The organism is Dyella acidisoli (assembly GCF_030160295.1).
Taxonomy (GTDB): Bacteria; Pseudomonadota; Gammaproteobacteria; order Xanthomonadales; family Rhodanobacteraceae; genus Dyella_B; species Dyella_B acidisoli.
On the sequence record NZ_BSOB01000005.1, the window covers coordinates 183,319 to 202,026 of the forward strand.

The 18,708-nt window shown below is 59.9% G+C and carries 13 protein-coding genes; 10 read left to right on the forward strand and 3 right to left on the reverse strand.

Annotated features, from left to right (window positions below; genetic code table 11):
* Positions 1-246: 246 nt before the first annotated feature.
* Positions 247-537, reverse strand: coding sequence for a helix-turn-helix domain-containing protein (locus tag QQJ86_RS02770; RefSeq protein ID WP_284319377.1), 291 nt, complete (start codon positions 535-537; stop codon positions 247-249).
* A 174-nt stretch (positions 538-711) separates the two neighbouring features.
* On the opposite strand from QQJ86_RS02770, the gene QQJ86_RS02775 reads away from it, so the two are divergent.
* Both QQJ86_RS02775 and QQJ86_RS02780 read left to right on the forward strand, forming a co-directional pair.
* Positions 712-1,506 carry a hypothetical protein gene (locus QQJ86_RS02775; RefSeq protein ID WP_284319378.1) on the forward strand — a complete coding sequence of 265 codons (795 nt, stop codon included), beginning with the start codon at positions 712-714 and terminating at the stop codon, positions 1,504-1,506.
* Positions 1,507-1,565: 59 nt separating this feature from the next.
* Positions 1,566-2,315, forward strand: coding sequence for an SseB family protein (locus QQJ86_RS02780; RefSeq protein WP_284319379.1), 750 nt, complete (start codon positions 1,566-1,568; stop codon positions 2,313-2,315).
* 123 nt (positions 2,316-2,438) lie between these two features.
* Here the strand turns inward: QQJ86_RS02780 and QQJ86_RS02785 are convergent, their stop codons facing one another.
* Together QQJ86_RS02785 and QQJ86_RS02790 are read right to left on the reverse strand one after the other, a co-directional pair.
* Complete coding sequence (locus QQJ86_RS02785) at positions 2,439-6,530, reverse strand: autotransporter outer membrane beta-barrel domain-containing protein (RefSeq protein ID WP_284319380.1); 4,092 nt, start codon at positions 6,528-6,530, stop codon at positions 2,439-2,441.
* 1,029 nt (positions 6,531-7,559) lie between these two features.
* Positions 7,560-8,573, reverse strand: coding sequence for a glycoside hydrolase family protein (locus QQJ86_RS02790; RefSeq protein WP_284319381.1), 1,014 nt, complete (start codon positions 8,571-8,573; stop codon positions 7,560-7,562).
* Between the two features lie 304 nt (positions 8,574-8,877).
* On the opposite strand from QQJ86_RS02790, the gene QQJ86_RS02795 reads away from it, so the two are divergent.
* The 8 genes from QQJ86_RS02795 (at position 8,878) to QQJ86_RS02830 (ending at position 18,665) form a co-directional block, all read left to right on the forward strand.
* A complete protein-coding gene (locus QQJ86_RS02795) occupies positions 8,878-11,634 on the forward strand; it encodes a TonB-dependent receptor (RefSeq protein WP_284319382.1) in 2,757 nt (918 codons plus the stop codon).
* A gap of 105 nt (positions 11,635-11,739) precedes the next feature.
* A complete protein-coding gene (locus tag QQJ86_RS02800) occupies positions 11,740-12,450 on the forward strand; it encodes a DUF1868 domain-containing protein (RefSeq protein ID WP_284319383.1) in 711 nt (236 codons plus the stop codon).
* Positions 12,447-13,781: an extracellular solute-binding protein gene (locus QQJ86_RS02805; protein WP_284319384.1), complete on the forward strand. Its 1,335-nt coding sequence runs from the start codon at positions 12,447-12,449 to the stop codon at positions 13,779-13,781. The genes QQJ86_RS02800 and QQJ86_RS02805 overlap by 4 nt, the downstream gene beginning before the upstream one ends.
* Positions 13,778-14,665, forward strand: a complete 888-nt coding sequence (locus QQJ86_RS02810) for an ABC transporter permease subunit (protein ID WP_284319385.1) — start codon at positions 13,778-13,780, stop codon at positions 14,663-14,665. Before QQJ86_RS02805 ends, QQJ86_RS02810 begins: the two co-directional genes overlap by 4 nt.
* Positions 14,662-15,558: an ABC transporter permease subunit gene (locus QQJ86_RS02815; protein WP_284319386.1), complete on the forward strand. Its 897-nt coding sequence runs from the start codon at positions 14,662-14,664 to the stop codon at positions 15,556-15,558. Before QQJ86_RS02810 ends, QQJ86_RS02815 begins: the two co-directional genes overlap by 4 nt.
* On the forward strand, positions 15,555-16,634 hold the full coding sequence (locus tag QQJ86_RS02820; RefSeq protein ID WP_284319387.1) for an ABC transporter ATP-binding protein: 1,080 nt from the start codon (positions 15,555-15,557) through the stop codon (positions 16,632-16,634). Before QQJ86_RS02815 ends, QQJ86_RS02820 begins: the two co-directional genes overlap by 4 nt.
* Positions 16,631-17,452, forward strand: coding sequence for an inositol monophosphatase family protein (locus QQJ86_RS02825; RefSeq protein ID WP_284319388.1), 822 nt, complete (start codon positions 16,631-16,633; stop codon positions 17,450-17,452). Before QQJ86_RS02820 ends, QQJ86_RS02825 begins: the two co-directional genes overlap by 4 nt.
* 46 nt (positions 17,453-17,498) lie before the next feature.
* Entirely contained in the window at positions 17,499-18,665 is a 1,167-nt protein-coding gene (locus QQJ86_RS02830) for an ROK family transcriptional regulator (RefSeq protein ID WP_284319389.1), read from the forward strand.
* The last annotated feature ends 43 nt before the right edge of the window (positions 18,666-18,708 follow it).

Below are 18,708 nucleotides of genomic sequence, written 5' to 3' on the forward strand. Positions count from 1 at the left end.
GTTTCCCTATTCCCTTTCAGAACGCGCTCCCCACCACTGAAGGCGGCTTACTAGCTATCGTCTATTACCCATCGGCGAGGAAATCTGGACTCTAGTGAAAATCCTTCGGTGGGTGTCAGATAGCATCGAAGGAACGCAAACCTCTACGGAAGGAGTCATAACGCTCTTGTGTGTCCTGCGCGACTGTTATCGAGGATTTGTCCTTGCCTCGACGCCCGGACTTCAGATTACCAAGCAGCGGTAGAGCTAGGTGTGCTGAAGCAACGCCATCAGGCGCCGCCTTTTGACCAGGGAAAGGCGATGAAATGTGGCGATGAGAGTAGCTAAGTCATCATCGTTGGCGAAAAAATAAGCAATCGGCACATCAAGTACTTCCCCGAGCTTGGCCAGGGTGCTGGTATCCGGCGTATGTTTGCCCCGTTCGTACTGATTGATCCTGGGAGAAGCTACAGAGGGATCTAAACCCGCACGCACTCCCAGCTCGCGCTGGGATAGCCCGGTGACCGTTCTGGCCTCGCGCAGGCGAGCAGCGACCACCGCCTCCTTTTTGCCTCCACGTGCCACCAGTTCCGTCGCCCTCGCTGTATTGCGAGAAGCTTCGATGGCATGGATTTGCCTGCATACTAAGACTTCCTTAGTATAGGCGAGCTATGGTGGGGTTAAAGGCCACACTGCCTCCTGCTTCTTAATTCAACGACTTAAAGGTTTGACGTGAATCCAACCGATCTGACCGCCAGCCTTTTCTTTTCGGCGGCCGTACGGGTGGGGGCAGACATCGCCCTGACACGCCTGCTGCCTCTGGATGCCCTCAACAAGCCGCTTGCACCGCACGACAACTACTCACAGCGCGTGCTGCTATCGCTTCACGCGCTGGGGATCATCGAGCCGGAACTGTCTCAGTCTCATGCTGAGGACTGGCTGCTCGCGCGAGACTGGATGCGCCATGGGTTTGACAGCATCGCGTGGCGGATTCGCTGGGCGTCGCGTGACTGCCGCCGGCAGCACGAAGAAGTCAAGGAGCTGCTCCGTGACATCGAGTTCTCCGAAGACACATCCCAGGCACTCCTAGCACTGTGGGAGGACCTCGCATTAGCGGAAGTCACTCAATATGCGCGGTGGACCTTGGCCAAGTCGGGCTACAACCCCGAGTGGACGGATCAAGCGGTTGATGCATTGCGTCGGGCGCTGGAAGACTTCAGCGTCGGCCAGGTGATGTACCTGATCTATCTGGCCATGCGCACATTGGCGATGACGCATCAACAAGGTGGAATGGATGTCGCCCGGCTAAGCCTAGTCTTCGCAGATACGATCGCCGGCTACGCTCGTCGTGCCCAGGTTGAAAGCTGGGCCATTCGCGGCATGAGCAGGCCCACCGATCTACCCATGAGCACCCTCGCACTCATCTTCGCGCACGAAGTGACACGGCTGGATGACGAATACCTGACGGTCAGACCCTCGGCCGAAGCACTAGCAAACGCCATGACACGGCACCGCACGCTCCATTAACTCGTTCTGGCGATGCATGGAGAGTCTGCAACGAGTAATGACTGAGTAGGAATACGCGGATGGCACACGCGGGAGATGATCGATTAGAGGCATTGTGGCTTCACGCCAGTCATAGCAATCAGGCAGAAACGGCCTTTTTGCGCGAGTTGAGCGATCAGCGGGTAACGGCAATCCTACGGCAACCCCCGGGAGCTGGTGAGGCCGCTCCAGAACGTAACCTTGTGCAATGGCACCGTGAGACCGATGGCACTACGTTTGTTCCTGTCTTCACCCGCGCAACCCACCTGCCCTTCGCGCTGCCGTCACCGGCTCAGGGCGTGCAGGTTCTCATGCGCGTGCTGTTGGCAGCGGGCGGTGACCAAACGTACATCGTTAATCCACTATCAGAGGCGCCCTTCGAACTGCGGGCAACGCAGCGCGTGTTGCTGCGTCGTTTTATCGCGGAATCGCATCACGACGCTGAATGGCCTTCCCGTCGCGCGCCTTGGATCTTTCGGCTACCCGACGATGCGCTTTATCCGGTGGCGGTCAAATTAGTGGAGTGGTTCAACGCTACGGGCCGTGTTGATCAAGCATTCCTTTATGAACTCACGCGAGGCAAGGAACGTCGGACTGAGATCGTGTTGGGGTTGAATGAGCCTACGGATAGAAGGCTTGCAGACACGCTGAAAACGATAGCGACTCAAGCCGGACTCGATACAGCATCCTTTATCGTTCGCTTTCTGCCAGACGAACCATCGCACCGGGAAGGCTTGGCACAAGCCGGTATGACACCGTTTTATCAACGACCGGGGACATCACGCCACTAAGGTGGTCGCCTGCCCTAGTGTGACCATAGTTTATGGGGATCACGGATTAATGGACGTGGCGTTATCTCCTCACGCCCTCCCCTGCTGTCGCAGAGGAGGGCACAGCATCGCGAGCATTCAGGCTTACCAATTAATACGAATGCCCGCCTTGCCGCCATAACCATTGGCATGATTGCTGACGCCGACGTCATAGCCGACGTTGGCATAGACGAACACGTTGCGAGCCAGTTGCGCACTGAGGCCACCGCGCAGTCCAACCCACGAACCTTCGAGGTTGGAATGGAAGCTCACCGGCGCGGTGGGCGTAGAGAACGAAACGCGCGGATTGGCCATGAACTCGCGCCACAGGTCTACGCGCAACCAGGTGCTCATCAGCGTGGGTTGCGTGGCGTCGTTGCCAAGCTTCCAGTTCTTCTTCGCCTCGGCGCCGACGCGACCGGCGAGCGAGTTGGCGTTGTTGAAATACACGCTGGACGCCGTATCGGAAGCATCATTGAAGGAGGCAGTTTGATAGACCAACTGCGCTTGCGGCACGAACACCCAGCCGGCGCGCAGCGGTATCGGATAGCCACCCTCCAGTGATGCAGCGACACCACGACCGTCGGTTTTCAGCGGAGCCATGCGCGCGGAGCTGGCCTTGACGTTGTAACCGGTGCCCTGCACGACAGCGTCCGTGTACCAGCCGGACGCACCGAAGTGCGTCCAGTAGCCACCCAGCGTGTAATTCTGTAGCTGATCGTGGCCGGCCGTAATGCCGTCAAAGTGCTTCACGTCACCAGCAATCTGACCAAGCGCAATGTAGACGCCAGCGACATCGCGGCTGCCATCGTCGTGCTGACCACGATAAAGATCGACGCCGGCCTGCAAGGCGAACATGTCATCGGTGTAGCTCGGTCCCTTGTCACCATAAATACCGAGCGAACCGCCGTCACGCGAACCGTGCTGAGCGATGACGCGCGCCCAGCTGCTGTCGCTCTTAGCACCCGCGGCCTGCAGCACGTCCTCGCCAACGCGCTCCTGCAAACTGTCCATCAGGTCCAACCCATAGGACAACGCCATCGAAGGCACGGCGGTGTAAAGCGAGACTTCCTGGCGATAGAGCGGAATGGTTTTCTGCGTTGCGGTGTTGCCCGCGCTGGAAGACGACGAAGGCGTGGGCGTGGGTGTAGGAGTGGGAGTCGGCACTGGCGTAGGTGATGGGACCGGAGTGGGCGTTGGCGCTGGTGTGGGAGTCGGTGCCGGAGACGGTGTTGGAGTGGGACTCGGTGCAGGCGTTGGTGAAGGCGCACATGCCGCAGCACCTGGCACCAGCGAACAATCGAGCTGCGAACGCAAGTACCAGCTCTGCGCACTGCTGCTATCCGTGCTACCACGATAAAGCGAATACTCGTAAGGACCGGCCGCCACTGCACTGGCCAAGCTGAAAGCACCGGCGGACGTCGTACCACCGTTGATCGCTTGCACCACTTCGATACCGTTGGCTGTGGTCAGTGCACCCGAGCCACCCGCGTTAGTAATGCGCAATGCGGTGCTGCCGGTAGCCGTGCCGCCGTTGATCACCAAAAGATCCGACGGTGAACCATCGCCGCCGAGATAGGTGTTGAGCGCAACGACACTGCCGCTACCGCCCACGTAGTTGGTGGTCACGAGCTTGTTGCCTGTGCCAGTGCCACCTACTTGCACCAGGCCGTTGTTGTTCAACGTGTCGTTGATGGTGAAACTGCCTTTGGCAGTGCTGCCCTGCGCCGACAACGCATCAGCCACGGCGATCGTGCCGTTGTTGGTCACAGTGCCGCTTACGCTGCCATAGCCGCCCAACGTCGTGCCCGACGCTACCGTGGTGCTACCGCCACCGCTCAACGCTGCGCTGGCATGACTGTCGTCGCCCACCACGAGCGTACCTGCACTTACGTTGGTATCACCGGTATAGGTGTTGTCGGCATTGAGAATGGTAGTACCGCCGCCGAGCTGGTTCACGCCGCCCGTACCAGAGATGGTGTTGGCGAAGGTATAGGTATCCGAGCGATCGAAGGCGAGTGTGCCGTTGTCGGTGACGTTGCCAGTGATGGAACCGCTGGTGCCATCATTGCCGAGCTGCAACGTTCCAGCAGTGATCGTGGTGCCGCCTGTGTAAGTGTTGTCGTTCGTCAACACCGTGGTGCCGCTACCGAGCTGGTTGACTGCACCGCTGCCGGAAATCACGCCGCCAAAGCTGTGGACATCGGAACGATTGAAAGCGAGTGTTCCGTTGTCGGCGACATTGCCAGTGATGGAACCGCTAGTGCCACCATTACCAAGCTGCACTGTGCCAGCCGTGATCGTGGTGCCGCCCGTGTAAGTGTTGTCACTCGTCAGCACCGTGGTGCCGCTGCCAAGCTGGTTGACCGCACCACTGCCAGAAATCACGCCACCGAAGTTGTAGACGTCGGAACGATCGAAGGCGAGTGTGCCGTTGTCGGCGACATTGCCGGTGATAGAACCGCTGGTGCTGCCATCGCCGAGCTGCAGTGTGCTGGCTGTGATCGTGGTGCCACCCGTGTAGGTGTTGTCGTTCGTCAGCACAGTGGTACCGCTACCGAGCTGGTTGACTGCACCGCTACCGGAAATCGCGCCACCAAAGCTGTAAACGTCGGAACGATTGAAAGCGAGCGTACCGTTGTCAGTAACGTCGCCGATGATGGAGCCGCTGGTGCCGCCGTTCCCAAGCTGCAGCGTGCCGGCGGAGATGGTCGTGCCGCCCGTGTAGCTGCTGTCACCCGCCAGCACCAGCGTGCCGCTGCCCGCTTTGGTCAGCGCGCCGGTGCCGGTGATGCCTTGCGTAAGCGTGCTGTTGAAAGCCTGCGTATCGATCGTACCGCCAGCGGCGTTGAGGGTCACGGCGCGCGTCGATGCAAGATCGAAGCTCTGCGTGAGCTGCAAGGTACCGCCGTTGAAGGTGACGCCGCCTGACGCGTCGCCCAATGCACTATCCGCACCGACCGCAAGCGTGCCGTTGTTGATGAAAGTGCCGCCGGCATACGTGTTCGCGCCGGTCAGCATGGTCGTGCCCGAACCGATCTGCGCCACGCTGCCGCTACCGGAAATCACGTTGCTGAAAGTCACCGCGTTGCCTCGATCGAAGGCCACCGTACCGTTGTTGGTAATGGACTTGTTGATGCCGCCCGTCGTGCCACCGTTGCCCAACTGCAGCGTGCCGCCGTTGTCCACCGTCATGCTGCCGGCATAGGCCGAATTGTTGTCGGTGAGGATCAGCGTACCGCCCTGCACTTCGGTCGAGGTCAGGCCTGTCAGGTCGGCGAGCGGATTGGCAATGGTCCAGGTACCGCTATCTTGCTTTTGCAGTGTCTGGAAACCGGAAATAGAGGTCGGGCCGCTACTGCTGCCCACGCTTAACGTATCGGTGTCGGTACCGTTCAAGGTGAGTAGATTGGTGCCGCCGCCACCACTAATGCTGCCGCTCACCGAAGAGCCGGTATAGAGGTGCAGAGCATCGTTGCCACCCGCAAACCCCAGGTTGCCTTTCACCTGGCCTCTATTGGTGAAGTCCACTGCACCATTGCCGGAGGCACCCAGCACGTTGCCGTGGGTCACATCGGTTTCGATGATGCCGGTGGCACTGTTGACCACGGTATTGGAGCCGGACGGAGTCTGGAACCAGATGGCCGCCGCATGGACGGCCCGGATGGTGCCGTTGTTGATGATGGTGTTGCCGAAGCCAATGGGATTCACCGCTTCGGCATCGTTCGCCGTGCCGTTCGACAGCACGGTGGCACCCTGCTGCACAGTCAAGGTGCCATTGTTGTTGAATTCGATGGTGTTCTTACCGTCGCCGTAATTGCCGCCACCCGTGCTCGTGGCGCTGTTCTGAACCAATGAGCCCGACTGCAACAAGATGGTTGCGTTGTTGCCAAGCGAAATGTCGGAGACGTTCCCCACCACAATCTGCGCATTCGATTGCAGCGTGACCGAAGCGCCGGAAGCCGTCGAGTTGCCCGTGCCGATCGAGCTGGCCCACGGCGATGGCGCTGTCGTATCGCAAGTCGTCGCGTTACTGGTGGTTGTGCAATTGGCGTGTGCCTGCGACGTCATTAGAGCCACATAAGCCAACACGGCCAGGCAGGTTGCCTTGCGCTGCGGCCAGGCATGGTTATTCGTAGGAGTGGAGTAATTCATATTGACCGTAGTGGCAATACCGTGCGTCGTTATGTTTTTCATGACTGGCCTTTGCGTTATTTGAAATTGGTTTTTTCCGCACGCGCTGCAAAAGACACGCAACAGCCCACACCGGCGCTTTGCGCAGGCGCAGACGTGATCGGATTCAGTGCGAAAAACCGGCTGCTTTGCTCATACGAGGGCACTCCCATGCCCCGCAGCCAAGCGGCCGTTTCGTGGCGCATAGGATATCCGCGAACACGGTGCTCGCTGGCCAGACGATTCCTAAAATAAAGTCAGTTAAAGACTGCTTTTTGTCCCTTTTTGATAAGAGCTGTCCGAGCAGGCTTGTTTTTCTGTCTCTGGAATACTGTCTGCAAAATCAAACAGCGACCCAATTGGTTTAATGGCGCGGAAAGGAACTTATTTAGATCACTTCGATGGCGATTCAAGCCGAGCGATGATGGCTCGTTATAGGGAGTGGCATCGACGCTCGCCGGGCCAGTCTTCGAAGTTCTAGGGCAACGAGCGACAGTGTCACGATCGGGCCTCCATCACGATCAGGGCCTTACCGTTGATGCGACTCCCCTTTCCAACTGCCTGATCAGTTCGATCCCTTCATGCAATCGAACCATGCGTCCGACCGAAAGTTTCAGTATTCCCTTGCTTGCAAGGTCGACCACTTCTCGCATCGTTGCCTTGTCTTGTTTACCCATGACGAACTTGCGAGAACGTGAGAGAAGAATGCGACCATTTTTGCGGGCGAAGGGTTTATGTCGAGGATCACGCCCCTGGCTTTAGGAGCCTGTGCTCATCCCGAAGGGGCAAGCTTCCAGGGTGTCAACGACGACATCGAACTCGTCGAGCAGGCCACCTGGATAGAGTGCGCGTAGTTGAGCACCGCATCTGCTCCGTTCGCCTTGGCCGCGTTCATGGACTCTGCGCGCACACACCCGACGACGGAGGCACCTACCACCTTTGCGATTTGGGTTGCAAAGCACGCTCCTCACCCTGATAACGCTCCCTAATCGCGATAAAGTCGCAAGTGCATTGCGCTATCGCCTCTAATCCTGACGTAGGCAGGGCTACGTCTTACGCTGAGACAAAGGATTTACTCGCCAAGACGCCATAAGCTGACGCGTCCACCTTCAACATTCCATCGCCGTGCACAATCACCGACAGAGGGTCTGACAACTCGCCGATAAACGCGCCATCCGTTTCGTTTTTCAGAAACGCCATGAAGTGCAAGGAACCATCGCGCGCGGGCATGACACGTCCTGCATAAAGCTTCCCAAGCGGATCGCCCACCAAAAAATCGCCCGGCACCAAGTGCCACTCACCCAATGGATGATCGGCCATCAGGTAATGCGTGCCGGTCATGGGGTGCGACATGGCTGCGCTCGAATAATTCCAGTCAATCAAATTCGCAGCCGTGCAAAACAGGCAATACCAGCGTCCTTGCCATTTGAAAATCTGCGGTACTTCCAGATGCGCAAACACGCGTGAACGAAACAGCGGCGGCTGCAACGTCCATTGATGCAAGTCATCCGACGTGGCGTGGCCGATGACACCTCGGCCGATACTCGGCCCGCTCGGCTCGCGCGCGGTGAAGACCATATGCCATCCACGACCATCGGGGTCGGGAAATACCCATGGATCGCGGCAGGCCTGCTCGTACCACACATTCTTGTCGAGCGTTTCGTAAAGCGTGTTGTCTGACAATTGCAATATCGGATTGCGGGGCGAGCGCTCCCAGCGATACAGATCCGGCGAAGAAGCCACGCCAATGCGCTGGATCAATCCTTCTTCTTCGCGGCTAGTGCCCGTATAGAACATCAGCCAGTGACCTTGAGGCGCCTGCACCACAGTTCCGGTCCAGGTGGTGTAGTCGTCCCACGCGGGCGACGCTGCCGGACGCAACGCTTCCTCCACTTCCACCCAGTTCACCAAGTCTTCGGATATGGCGTGTCCGATCGAGACGTGCCAATGGCGTTTATTGGGATCGCCCAGCGACTTGGGTGCTTGCAGGAAGAACAGATGGGTTCGCCCGCCCTCCTGCGCGAACCAAAAATCCCAGACCCAACGATCATCGAGGCGAAACGCCATGTGTGCTTGCTCAACAGGCGCGCGGATTGCGCGGCGCAAATATTACCTGTTAAGTGAATTATTTCCATGGACATCCTGCGAAAATGGGACTGATAAGGCTTTTCTCGTTGACGAGTGCGGCGCGCTATAGCTGATTTAATTGTCCATCTTCAATGTCTTATTAGGGACAAGATTCAGGCTAAACGGGACTTTTTCTCAGTCTCCCGCTCTGTCAACAATATGACACATGATGAGTGATATTTTTCCCCGGTCCGCGCCGTCGGCCCTGCCGCCCGGCCACCGCATCCGCACCTGGGAAAGAACCATGCTCACCTATTCCGAACGCCAGCACGGCCGTCGGCTGTCTGTCCTGGCACTGGCCATCCTGACGGCCTTGCCGGCCATGAGCCGGGCCGATGACACCAACGCCCTGCCCGACCAAACCAAGGCGAAGACGTTGGCTAATGTGGAGGTCAATGGTCAGGTTGCCGCCAATGGCATCGCTATCGCCGCCAAACAGACGCAAGACCGCGTGATGGACGTGACCACCAGCGAGCAGATTCAGTCCTTGCCGAGCTTGAACATTCCGCAGGCCGTGCAGCGTGTGGCCGGTGTGTCCACCAGCTTCAATTCCGACAACATCAACGGGCGCGACGAAGCACAGCAAATCGCCATCCGCGGCCTCGACGCCAGCTACAACAACATCACGCTCGACGGCGCACCGATGGCCACCACCGATCGCGCCAGCCGCGGCGTGCGCACGGATCTCTTGCCTGCGTCGCTGGTGCAAGAAGTGGACGTGTACAAAACCTGGCAGCCGGACCAGGACCCTAATGCGGTCGGCGGCTCCATCAACGTGGTCACGCGCAGCGCGTTCGACAATCAAGGCCACACCTACGCAAGCGTTACTGCTGCACTAGGTCACGTGAGCGGCACGGGCAACGCGCTGTCCGCCGATGCGGGTCTGGCTCGCAAGGGTGACGCGGTGTTTAGCGCCACTTTCGGACCGAATCACACGCTGGGCTTCGTGCTCGCGGCCAACTACGAAAACCGCAATCTGTATTCGCTGGGCCACATGACCAGCGACAACATCTTCTACAACTACTACAACGCCAACGGCAGCAACGCCAACAACCCCGGTATTGGCGGCAATAACTTCGGCAATGGCTATCCAGTGCCGCAGCAGAGCAAGTACTGGAGCTTTCCGGAAAACATGCAGCGCAAGGGCCTGGACGGCAAGCTCGAGGCGAAGTTTGCGCCGAACATGTATGGCTTCCTGTCATTCGGCGTCAACGATGAAGTCGTCCATTCGGAACGCAACGAGATCATCCTCGACGACAGCCGTTCCACCGGCACCAATCCGGTGCAGAACCAGACCGGGACCTCCGGTCAGTTCGCGCTCGGCGAATCGGAAATCGGCCGGCAGCAGGCGATGATCAAGCGCGAAGACAAATTCACGCAAAGCGGCTTCGACTGGCACGTCGATGACGACAAGGTGTTCTCGGCGCGCGCCTCGTACTCCGACGCCAGCGACTGGAACCCCTCTGCGCTCAACAAGTACGCGTACGGCAAGTTCAAGTACAACGGTGCTAACGGCGCGGTGCTCAACGGCACCCCGGGCCTCGCCATGGGCTACGACACCAGCGGTTTCCAGCCCGATTTCAGCATGACCCATCCGGCCAACTTCACCAACTTGAACAACTTCAACGCGGTGTACTGGCGCAACGACAACATCCGCATCAGTGACAGTGTGGGCGATCTGAAGCTCGATTTCCGCCAGAACATGGACGCGGATGCGCACGGCTTCGGTTATGCCGCGGGTATCGACGGGCGCCGCCTGCGTCATCGCTACAACGAAAGTTACCAGCAGTTCGTACCCACTTCATCTGGGGATACGCTGGCCAGCGTCGGCACGGTATCCAGCGAACTGATGCCAGGCACCAATGTGCCGTTTCTGTACATCAATCCAGATCTGGCGTGGGGGCAGCTCGCTACCAGTTCACGCGCCACCGCGTATGCCAGCAACGCCAACAACAGCTTGCAGAGCAATTACTCACACACTGAAGACACCGCCGCGGCCTACCTGATGGGCACGTACAAGACCGATCGCCTGAGCGTGCTGATCGGCCTGCGCCAGGACGATACCTGGCTGTCGACCACCGGCAACGTGCGACAGGTGACTGGCAGCGTTACGCAATGGCAGCCGCAAACCAATCGCTCGCGCTATGACTTCACCCTGCCTGCGGCTTCGCTGATCTACAACGCCACCGATGCGGTGCGCTTGAAGTTTGCAGCCGGCAAGACCATCGGCCGCCCCACCTACGACGATTACGCGCCGAATACCACCTACAGCCAAAACACCGATGGCAGCGTAGGTATCACGCGCGGCAATCCCGCCATCAAGCCGCGCCTGTCGACCAACTTCGACACGTCAGCGGAATGGTATCTGCCTTACGACAGCATGCTTTCGGCAGCCGTGTTCCACAAGCGCATTGCCGACGAAATCTATACCTTGAACAGTGTCGGCACCGTGTTCTTCGATGGTGCCAATCGCATCGCGGCGATCACGCAGCCGATGAATGCCTCGCGCTCCCAATTGAACGGTGCCGAGCTCAACTTTGTGCAGGGTTCGCTGGGCTGGTTGTCGCCATGGCTGAGTGGTGTCGGCTACAACGGCAATGTCACGTTCCTGCGTGGCCGCCTCGATGCACTTACCTCCTCCGGCGCGACTCGACCGATCGACGGCCTGGTGAATCAACCTGGCCAGATCCGTAACTTCACCGTGTTCTACAACCAGGACGGATTCGGTGTAGATCTGGGTTACCACGGAACCTCTCGCGCTTTGCGCCTGATCGACAGTGCACGGGCAAGCCAGGACGTGTACTGGAAAGCGCGCAAGGAAATCGACCTGCGCGTGCATCAGAACATCGGCAGCGACGTGCAAGCATTCTTCGAGATCGCCAACCTCACCCGCTCGCCGGTGACCAGCGCCACCGGGCCGGCGCATGATCTGTTGAAGGATACGTTTTCGATCGGGCGCACGTACTGGCTGGGAGTGAAGTACACGCCGCATTCGCTTTGATACGCCATCTTTCAATGCTGTCATTCGCGCGAAGGCGGGAATGACAGCCAGGAAGGATCACGCTTCCGGAAGATGGAAGGTACTCCCGATGACTGAAATCAATCCATGCTCAGCAAATACCACCAGCCCCTGACCCATCTGAATCAAAAATTCGACGCACACGGCAACGTGCTGCGCTTTCCTGGCAACACGCTGATCTGCCACTTGCCTCTGTTCACGCCGCTGTCGAATGCCCTCACTGCGGTGCGAGATCGCATCAAGGCCGCGCCGCACGCCGACTGTCTGGCAATGCTGCCGCCAGAGAGCTATCACATGACGGTGTTCGAGGGTGTCAACGATCAGAATCGCACACGTGAGCGCTGGCCGGAGGAACTGCCGCTCAACGTGACGCTGGCCGAATGCACGCGTCACATGGCGAACAAGCTGCAGACGTTCGATCTTGGTATCGATCTACCGCTGCGCATGAAACTGGCCGAACCCGCCGAGCAATTGATGATCGGGGCGATGTCCCTGGTGCCTGCCGATGCCGAAGAAGCGCACAAGCTGCGCGATCTGCGCGATCGTCTCGCCACGCACCTAGGCTTTCGCACCCCTTGGCACGACAGCTATACGTTCCACATGACGCATTCCTATCTCATCCAATCGATGAGCCTGGAGGCGATCAAGCAAGCGCTGGCCTTGCAAAGCGAGCTATATGCCGAATGGGTGGCGCCGGCGGGAACGATCACGCTCGGCGCACCGGAGTTCTGCACCTTCATTGACATGCAGGCCTTCGACAATCTGTTCTTCTTGCGCCGGCAGGAGCGCCCTGCATGATGTTGCGTGCCGCCCCGTGGATCGCCTGGATGCTGTCGGCATGCATTGCCGTGCTGCCAGCGATCACGCGCGCGTCAGCGTTCGATTTCTGGTACGCGCATGGCGGCATCTACGCACAAACCATCGACGAGCTGTGTGCCGGTTTCAATCAGGCCCATCCCCAGGATCACGTGCGCTGCCTGCCGCAAGGCACTTACGAACAAACCCTGCGCAAGGCCGTCGCTGCCTACCGTGCCGGCCGGCAACCTGCGGTGGTTGAGATCTACGACGTCGGCACCGCCGACATGATGCGCAGCGGCGCTATCTATCCGGTGGATGCGCTGATGCAAGACACCGGACATGCCAGCGACGATACGGACTATCTGGACAGCATTCGCCGTTTCTACGCGATGGAAAACGGGCACCTACTGTCGCAACCGTTCAGCGCATCCACGCTGGTGCTGTATGCCAACCGGCGCAAGCTTGCGGCGGCCGGTGTGACTCGCCTGCCGCAAACCTGGGAAGACTTCGACCAGGCGCTACAGGCACTCAAGACGCACGGCGAAAACTGCCCGGCCGTGGCCGATTACACGCCGTGGAAAATGCTCGAGCAGATCAATGCCGTGCAAGGTGCACCCATCGCCAGCGCGGCCAACGGCCACGACGGCCTGCAGGCGCGCTACGTGTTCGCTCATGGCATCCATCGCCGCTATATGCACGATGTGGCGCGCTGGCATGCACAGGGTTTGCTGCTGCCGGCCATCCTGACGCACGCCAACGATCAAACGCTGGCGTTCGCCGACGGCGAATGCGCGATGGTGATCGACGCCACCGGCGCTTATGCGATCGTCGCGAAAGCCGGCATCGTCGATACCGAGATCGGCTCCCTGCCGGTGTACGCAGACACTACACGCTATGGCAATACGATCGGCGGCTCGTCGCTGTGGGTGTTCAAAGGACAAGACCCATCCGTCTATCCGGCCGTGGCACGGTTTCTCGCCTATCTGCGCGAACCGAAGCAGCAGTTGCTGTTCGCGACGCGCACCGGTTATCTGCCGCTGACGCATGCCGCGGAAAAAGCACTTGCCAGCATGCCCACCACCACTGCACCGGACGCCATCCGCGTGGGGCTTGCATCCATGGAGCTGCCCGGCAACACCTATAACGCCGGCGTGCGGCTTGGCTTCGTGGCGCTGTTCCGACTGATCTGGCAGGAAGAAGTGCAACGTGCTCTGGGCGGCAAGGAAAGCATGGATGTTGCGCTCGATCACGTCCAGGCGCGCGGCAACCAACTGCTCGAACGCTTCGAGGCCACGTACCGTGCAGCAAAACCCATGGACAACGCACCATGAAATCGAGCGCACGCTTCCACGGTCGTTGGACACCGTTCGTGTTGGGCCTGCCACAGCTCATGCTGATCGTACTGTTCTTTTACTGGCCTACGCTGAAAGGCTGGTGGTGGTCGTGGCATCTGGAATGCCCGTTCGGGCATTGTTCGACCTTCGTCGGCTTCGGCAATTACGCGCGTGAACTGAAGGACGGCAGTTTCTATGCGTCGCTGCTGACCACGGCCGTGTTTTCCGCACTGAGCGTGTCGTTGTCCGTGCTTGTTGCGCTGCTGTTGGCCGGCATGGTGGAACTGCATCAACGAAGCGGCAAGCTGTTCCGCAATCTGCTGATCTGGCCTTATGCAGTGGCCGGTTCCGTGCTGGGCGTGATTCTCAAAGTGGCCGCCAGTCCGAGCATCGGCCTGATGGGTTATCTGAACACGCTGTGGCCGGGCTTCTGGCAGCCGCATTTGAGCGGTGTGCAGGCGATGTCGATGGTGGTGTTCGCCTTTGCCTGGACGCAAATTCCGTTCGATTTCATCGTGCTGGTAGCGGCACTGCGTTCGATTCCCACCGACTACATGGCCGCTGCGGCGATCGACGGCGCCGGCCCGCTGCGGCGCTTCATCGACATCCAGGTGCCGATGATCCGGCCGCAGTTGTTCTTTGTCGCCATGATCAATCTGATCGATTCCATCACCAACAGCTTCGCCATCATCGACACCATGACGCAGGGCGGCCCCGGCGGTGCCACCGACATCCTGGCGTACAAGATTTATCGCGATGGCTTTATCGGGCTGGATCTATCCGGCTCGTCCGCGCTGTCGATGTTGCTGATGCTATTGGTGCTTGCCGTAAGCGCGGTGCAATTCGTGATGTTCGAACGTCAGGCGAGGCGGGAGGCATGAACATGGTCGAACGCCATCCCCTGCTGAAAGCCACGACGCTGGTATTGTTGATGTTGAGCCTGGTGTTCGCGCTAGGTCCGATCTACCTCGCGCTGTGCTCGGCTTCCGTAACGAGCCACCAGATTTTGTTGCACGGCCTCGCCCTGCTCCCTGGCAAATATCTTTGGGAAAACCTCAGTGCAGTGCTGCATCGCGCAGATATCGGCCACATGCTGGTCAACAGCTGCGTGGTGTCGCTGATCGTGGTGGCCGGCAAACTTGCCTTGGCTTCCACCAGCGCGTTCGCCGCGGTGTATTTCCGCTCGCGCGTGCGGCATCTGGTGTTCTGGGGCACGTTCATCACGCTGCTGCTGCCGCTCGAGGTGCGCATCGTGCCGACCTATGCGGTGGCGTCCGATCTGTTCGAGCCGCTGCGTAGCATCCTGACTCTTTTCACGGGCCTTCACCTGCACGCATCGCTCAATCTGCTGGACAGTTACACCGGCTTGTCGCTGCCGTTGATGGCGTCGGCCACCGGCACATTCCTGTTCCGCCAGTTCTATCTGACCGTGCCGGCAGAACTCTCCGAAGCCGCGCGCATGGACGGTGCCGGTCCAGTGCGCTTCTTCGTCGACATACTCCTGCCGCTGTCGAAAGCAAATTTCGCAGCACTCGGTACCATCGTTTTTCTTACCACCTGGAAAGACTACATGTGGCCTCTCGTCGCCATCAGCCGGCCTGAGATGCGCACCATCTCGCTCGGCATCTCCACATTCTTGCCGACCGAAACGGGCCAGCCACCGGAATGGAACCTGGTGATGGCCGCGGCGCTGATCGCGCTGGCGCCACCCCTGGTGGTGATCGGCCTGACGCAACGCTGGTTCGTGCGCGGCGTAACGGGAGTGGGCAAATGAGCGGTGCAGCGATACAGGTGCGCGGCTTGTCCAAGCGTTACGGCGAGCGCACCGTGATGGAGCAGCTCGATATCGACTTTGCCACCGGGCAGTTCACCGTGGTGCTCGGCCCTTCCGGCTGCGGTAAATCCACCCTGCTCCGTGTGATCGCTGGTCTTGAAGAAGCCGATCAAGGCACGGTGAGCATCGGCGATGTCGACATGACGCGCACGCCACCGCAAAGCCGTGGCTGCGCGATGGTGTTCCAGAATTACGCGCTCTATCCACATATGAGCGTGCGCGACAACATCGGCTATGCGCTCAAGCTGGCCGGCCTGGATCGCGTCGAGCGCGAGCGCCGCATCGGCGAGGCCGCTGAGTTGCTGGGGTTGCGCGACCTGCTCGATCGCAAGCCCACGCAACTCTCCGGCGGTCAGCGCCAACGCGTAGCCATCGGCCGCGCGATCGCGCGTCGCCAGCGCGTGCTGCTGTTCGACGAACCGCTTTCCAATCTCGACGCCAAGCTGCGCCATGACATGCGCATGGAACTGCGCCGGCTGCACAACGAGATCGGCGCCACCACCATCTTCGTCACGCACGATCAGATGGAAGCGATGACGCTGGCCGATCGCGTCGTGTTGCTCAACAAGGGTCAGGTCGAACAGGCCGGCACGCCCATGGCGCTTTACCACCAGCCGCGCACCACCTTCGTCGCCGGCTTCATCGGCACACCGCCGATGAACGTGCTGACGGCACACCACGAAGGCGACTACGCAACGATCGAGGATGGTGGCCGTCTGCATGTGGACCAACGCGCAAGCCAGCGAACGTCGATGATGATCGGCATTCGCCCAGAAGCCATTGCGCTCGATGCACCGAACGGGATCATCGCCACCTTGGACGCGATCGAAGACCTTGGCAGCCATCGTGTGATCTATGTGCGCATCGGTCGCCAGCGCGTCCTCGCCATCGACCATGGCCGGCGTCCGTTTCAACCGGGCGAAACGCTGAGCCTGGGATTTCCGCCCGATGCCATCTGCTGTTTCGATGCGGCCACTGGCGAACGCATGGCGCGCGTTGCAGAGGTTCAAGCATGACCAGCCTGCATGCCCGCCTGATGATGGCCACACACATCGCCGAACGCGGCGGCCACATCGCACGCGGCTATTTCGCCGCGCGCGAACAACTGGCCACTACCTGCAAGGGCCAAATGGATTTCGCCAGTGAAGCAGACACCGCAGTGGAACGTATGCTGCGCGACGAACTGGCCACGCTCATCCCCGGCGAAGCCATCGTGGGGGAGGAATTGGGCGGCGAACTGGATGCACGCGCCTGGGTGCTCGATCCCATCGATGGCACCAGCAATTTCCTGCGCGGCTCGCCGCTATGGGGTGTCGCCGTGGCGTATGTCGTCGATGGCGAGCCGGTCATCGGCGCCATTCGTTACCCCGTGCTCGGCGTGACCGTAGCGGCCGCTACCGGTTTGGGCCTGTTCGTCGACGGCAAACCGGCCCCGCGCGCGATACCGTTTCCCGACGTACGTATCGCCGCCATCGGCAGCAACGCTCGGTGGAACGTCACGCAAACATCCGCGCTGGAAGCACACCTGAGGCAACACCAGTGGTTCGCCACCGGGTATCGTTGCGCCAGCGTGGGCCTGGGCTTTGCAGCGCTGGGTTACGTGGACGGCTATTTCGAGGATCACACCCATGTGTGGGACATCGCCGCGGGCATGGTGCTCTGTCGCGAAGCCGGGTTGATCGTCGAGTCCGCCGCTTCCGTTGGTGCAGGCACGCTGCGTGTTGCCGCGGGTACGCCAGCGCTGATGCAAGTGGCGATGCCGTTCTGGTCCACGTTGCGAGCCAACTATCCTGGCCGGAGGGAGGATGGGGGTGAAGCCTCCATTTCGCCATGATGATCGCAACAGTTAGGTAACCGCTTTTGTGGAGCGCATTGGAGTCATGAGTACGAATAAAAAGAAGCAAACGGGTGCTGCATCGAAACGCGCACAACCTAGGCGCGCGGGCAGCCTTGTGCTTTCTCCCAGCGAACGGATGATCCTGGATATCGTGCGCCGCCACAGCACGATCGCGCGCGCAGCCATTGCTGCCGAAACCGATCTAGCGCAGCAATCCGTGCATCGCCTGGTGGAACAACTGATCGAACGCGGGCTGCTTCGCGCCGGTGCCACCGTTCGGAACGGACGCGGCCAACCCAGTCCACGCATCGAGCTGGTGCGCGAAGCGGCCTATACCGCCGGCATATCTATCAACACCGATTCCATCACGCTCTGCCTGGCCGATTTGGGCTGCCATATTCTGGAAGAAGTGCACATCCGCACGCCTCCTACGCACCGCAAGGCATCGTTGACCGCCATCAGCGATGCGTTGGAGCGCATATTGACGCGCAATGGTGTACGGCGCGAACGGTTGATCGGTGTGGGCGTTGCGATTGCCGGCTTTTTTGTCGCCGGCCGCAGCCAGGTCAATGCATCCGAACCCCTGCAGGATTGGTCGCTGATCGATCTGGTGCCGATTCTGGAAGAAGCCTTCCATCTGCCGGTATGGCTGGAAAACAACGCCACCACCGCAGCCATCGGCGAGAGCCTGCTGGGCGCCGGACTGTGGGCGCAGAACTTCGCCTACCTCGCTTTCAACTATGGTTTCGGCGCCGGCATCGTGCTCGGCGGTAAACCCTTGTTCGGCACGCACGGCAATGCGGGCGAACTCACCTTGTTTACGTCCGAGGAAGCGGCGCATCGCCCCACGCTGCGTTCGTTGATGGATGAGCTGAGAATGCACGGTGTCATGGTGGATTCGGTGGAGGATCTGCGCCAGCGTTTCGATGCCACGTGGCCAGGTGTGGAAATGTGGATCCAGCGCAGCCTGCCCTCGCTCAATCGCACCATCAATGCGCTGGCCGGTTTGTTCGATCCGCAAGCGATCGTATTCGGCGGCCAGTTGCCGCTGCCGCTCGGTCGCATGCTGATGGACCGCGTGCGCTTTCTCGATATTCATCGTTACGGCATGGGCCCCGACCGGCCCAAGCTGGTACTGGCCGAAACCAATGGCGATGCGTCGGCGATCGGTGCCGCGCTCGTTCCGTTGAAGGAGCGGTTGTTCGAATAAACCAGAAAAGTTTTTCGCACTAAGCAAAGCACGTCTTCCGATG

Excerpts from the sequence above, each read along its gene's own strand:
- QQJ86_RS02790 (WP_284319381.1), bottom strand. The coding sequence starts at position 8,573 with ATGGCGTTTCGCCTCGATGATCGTTGGGTCTGGGATTTTTGGTTCGCG.
- QQJ86_RS02815 (WP_284319386.1), top strand. The coding sequence starts at position 14,662 with ATGAACATGGTCGAACGCCATCCCCTGCTGAAAGCCACGACGCTGGTA.
- QQJ86_RS02810 (WP_284319385.1), top strand. The coding sequence starts at position 13,778 with ATGAAATCGAGCGCACGCTTCCACGGTCGTTGGACACCGTTCGTGTTG.
- QQJ86_RS02825 (WP_284319388.1), top strand. The coding sequence starts at position 16,631 with ATGACCAGCCTGCATGCCCGCCTGATGATGGCCACACACATCGCCGAA.
- QQJ86_RS02805 (WP_284319384.1), top strand. The coding sequence starts at position 12,447 with ATGATGTTGCGTGCCGCCCCGTGGATCGCCTGGATGCTGTCGGCATGC.
- QQJ86_RS02830 (WP_284319389.1), top strand. The coding sequence starts at position 17,499 with ATGAGTACGAATAAAAAGAAGCAAACGGGTGCTGCATCGAAACGCGCA.
- QQJ86_RS02800 (WP_284319383.1), top strand. The coding sequence starts at position 11,740 with ATGCTCAGCAAATACCACCAGCCCCTGACCCATCTGAATCAAAAATTC.
- QQJ86_RS02785 (WP_284319380.1), bottom strand. The coding sequence starts at position 6,530 with ATGAAAAACATAACGACGCACGGTATTGCCACTACGGTCAATATGAAT.
- QQJ86_RS02820 (WP_284319387.1), top strand. The coding sequence starts at position 15,555 with ATGAGCGGTGCAGCGATACAGGTGCGCGGCTTGTCCAAGCGTTACGGC.
- QQJ86_RS02780 (WP_284319379.1), top strand. The coding sequence starts at position 1,566 with ATGGCACACGCGGGAGATGATCGATTAGAGGCATTGTGGCTTCACGCC.
- QQJ86_RS02795 (WP_284319382.1), top strand. The coding sequence starts at position 8,878 with ATGCTCACCTATTCCGAACGCCAGCACGGCCGTCGGCTGTCTGTCCTG.